At 61.6% G+C, this 3,205-nt stretch carries 2 protein-coding genes and 2 pseudogenes; all 4 read right to left on the bottom strand.

The genetic code is table 11. The annotated features are described in order from the left end of the window. Positions 1-70 precede the first annotated feature (70 nt). A complete protein-coding gene (locus AAFX91_RS40225) occupies positions 71-631 on the bottom strand; it encodes a TrbI/VirB10 family protein (RefSeq protein ID WP_394570192.1) in 561 nt (186 codons plus the stop codon). 206 nt (positions 632-837) lie between these two features. Next, positions 838-1,665, bottom strand: a pseudogene (trbI, locus tag AAFX91_RS40220) (IncP-type conjugal transfer protein TrbI); the annotation flags it as partial. Between the two features lie 12 nt (positions 1,666-1,677). Then, on the bottom strand, positions 1,678-2,505 hold the full coding sequence (gene trbG / locus AAFX91_RS40215; RefSeq protein WP_394570191.1) for a P-type conjugative transfer protein TrbG: 828 nt from the start codon (positions 2,503-2,505) through the stop codon (positions 1,678-1,680). 29 nt (positions 2,506-2,534) lie between these two features. After that, positions 2,535-3,131: pseudogene (gene trbF / locus AAFX91_RS40210) on the bottom strand (conjugal transfer protein TrbF); the annotation flags it as partial. Between the last annotated feature and the right edge of the window lie 74 nt (positions 3,132-3,205).

Here is a 3,205-nt window from a genome sequence, read left to right as displayed (position 1 = left end):
CATGCGCTCCGTCTATCAAACGGAGCAGCCCCTTCCAACTAAGCACGTGGTCCCACAATCGGGGTCCATTTCAACCTGTCGGCGTCTTGGCGCGAGCCCATAGAACGAACATCCGTTTGGAGCCGCGCCGGACATTGCCGCGATATTCGCCAACGACTTGCGTGCCCTTTTCCATGAGCACAACGTTGCCGGAATCCGACATCACGTCGCGCAGCACGACGCAGGAGACGAAGCCGGCCACATCCGACGACATTGCGGGCTTGAGCACGCAAGGGATTGATGTTCCCTGGATAACCAGAAGATTGCGATTGGTCAGCCGCGCCGCCCGCACGCCCTCGATGGCCGTGGGTTTGAGCTTGTCGGCAAGCTCATTGCGTGGCTCGGCCCGCCCGAAATCATAGGGATTCACGGAGACACCTCCGGTCGGGTCGTTGCGGGCCGAACGTCCCGATGCGACTGGCCGATTATAGGCCAGCACCGGTGCGCGCCGCGCGCTTTCGAGCATCTGGTCGGGAACCGGCGCGGGGGCCGTCGGCGTGGCTGAGATAGGTGCGACCGGAATGGATGCCGTGGTGACCGCTGCGGCGGGTGTTTCCGCGACGGGCTCGAAGGCCGCCGCCTGGCGGATCATGAGCTTTCGGGCCGAATCCGTGACCGGCTTATCGCTTTTCCAGGTCCCCAGATGATCAGAAAGGCGAATGCGGTAAGCGCGAGCGCGCCGAGGCCGCGTTTGAGCATTGCTGTTCGACCATTGTCCGCTCCTCCCGCCGAGCAGCCCCTTTGTCACGATCCCGACGCCCTCCTGGGGCCGCCGACTGATTGTTCATCTTCGAAGTCCTATCCGTGGTAAGCGCCGGGGAAAACCATGTCCTGGTCGACGAGCACGTTGAACACATAGCCCGGTCGAATCTCCAGTGTGGGCTGGACGTTCAGGTTCTTGCTAATCGTCTGTTCGGCGACCCGGCCAAAGGTCTCGGCAAAGCTGTTTCGCGCGGCATCTGCGGGTGTCTGCCGATATGAATACGGCGAGCTCGCCGGCACCGACATATCGATGCCCGCACCGATCGCGGCAATGAGGATCGCCGAGCCGAACACCTGGAAATAATGATTATCGACTTGATCATTGAAGCCGCCATAGCCTTCCGCGTCCATGCCGGCCATGCCTCCGATCTGCAACGTCGAGCCGTTCGGGAAGATGATGTCAGTCCAGACCACAAGGACGCGGCTTTGCCCGAACGACATCTTGGAATCGTACCGTCCCAGGAGTTTGGCGCCCTGCGGGATCAACAGCTGATGGCCGGTCGCGCTGTCGTAGACGTTCTGGCTCACTTGGGCGGTGATGCGTCCGGGAAGGTCGGAATTGATGCCGGTGATCAGCGTCGCTGGAATGACGGAGCCGCGTTTCAATTCGTAGGCGGATGTCGGCGCGACCACCTTGTTGGGAAGGTAGCCGAGCTTCTTGAGATCCGCGTTGAAGAAATCCTCTTTCGCCGCTTGCCCGTTCGGGTCGATGTTCTGCATGCCGAAGCCGGCGCGAAGCGCCCCCGCATAAAGGTCCGACGCACCGCGTGCAAGACCGGGTGTCGTCGTCTTTGACGGGGTCGCCGCATTGCTGGCCGTTGTATTTGATGTTTGCAGCTTGCTGAGATTGACGGCGAGTGGGGACCTGCCGCATGATCAGCCTCCCCTCCGAATCGTCACCTTGTCCTGGTTCCAAAAGCCAACGTCGGAGACCAGAATGGCGGTGTCGATCTGATAGTCGACCACCATCATGTCGCCCTTCAGCCGATAGTTGACGATGCGGTTCTGACCGCCCGACACGACGAACAGGACCGGTGCGTCCTGACCCGAGAGCGACGATGGAAACTGGATGTAGGTCTTCACGCCATCGCTGTAGACCCGCGTCGGCCGCCAGGACGCACTGCCGCTCACGCTGTAGGCGAAGCTCAACTGCTCGGCGGGAACGCCAGCGCCCGGAATCACCTCAGTGCCAATACGCGCGTTGACATCCGCGAGCCGGCTGCCGACAGCCTCCGGATATTCAAAGCCGACGCGCGCCATGTATTGGGTCGCATTCGACTTGAGCTGGATGTGATAGGTTCGCCGCGAGGTCGTCACCACCATCGAGGTGACGAGCCCTGGCTCCGACGGTTTGACGATCAGGTGGATGGCTTGTCCGCCGACCGCTCCGGACGTCGCCGGTTCGACCTTCCAGCGTACGGTATCGCCAACCAGCACATCGCGCACGACCTCACCGGCCTCGAGCTCGATGTCGCAGACCTCGAGCGGCGAGCAGACGACGGAGGGCTGGACCTCGCCGAACAGGAAGACGACCTTGCCGTCCTTTCCGCGCGTCACAAGGCCGGTCGATCCGCGCCACTGGCTCGAAATTCTTGTGCCCTTTCGCTCCTTGGCGTTCATTGCCTGCGCGTGTGCGCTGACATTGGCAAGCAGCAAGCCGAAGGCGGATGCCGCGAGAACAACGCATGTATGAAGTCTGATCATGTTTGGGTGCGTCGGCGTCCCCGCCCCTTTCATAGTTGCGCCGTCCAGTCGAAATCGCGCAGGTAGAGACCGATCGGATTGAGCCGGATGGTCTGCTCGTCCTGGGGCGGAGTCAGCGTGACAGTGGCGATGCCGCGAAAGCGGTGCTCGCCGGTTTCCTTACCTTTCCTGTCGCGCTCGAATTCAGTCCAGTCGATCTGATAGGACTGGTTGGACAGAGCGACGATGTTGTTGACCTCGACGGCGACCGTCGTCGTCTTGGCCTTCTCGAACGGCGAGTTGCTCCGGAACCAATCATTGATCTTCTGCGTGGCGGGATCGGAGGTCCGCAGCAGCGCGTAGGTCCGATCGATATATTGCTTCTGCACGACCGCATCGGGCGTCACCGATCGGAAGTTCGAGACGAAGCTTCCGAGCGTCGCGCGCACCACCCGCGGATCCGCATATTCGATCTGCTGCGGATAGCCGGCGCTCAAGGCGGTCCCAAGCTTGTCGACTTCGACGATATACGGGACGAGCTTGACCTGCGTGCTCTGGAACAACGCGTAGGCGAAGCCGATCACCGCCATCACCATGGCGACAATGCCGATGGTGCGCCACGTCGCGGCCGCTTTTACGTAGGAGCCTTAGGCCGTGTGGACAGTTACCTTATCCAGAGCAGAGTGGCGGCAATGGCGACGACGGCGAAGTAGTTTCGCGC

Source organism: Bradyrhizobium sp. 31Argb, from assembly GCF_043638955.1.
GTDB lineage: Bacteria > Pseudomonadota > Alphaproteobacteria > Rhizobiales > Xanthobacteraceae > Bradyrhizobium.
The sequence above is the reverse complement of the archived record's forward strand: the minus strand, read 5'-3'. Positions and strand labels throughout refer to the sequence as shown.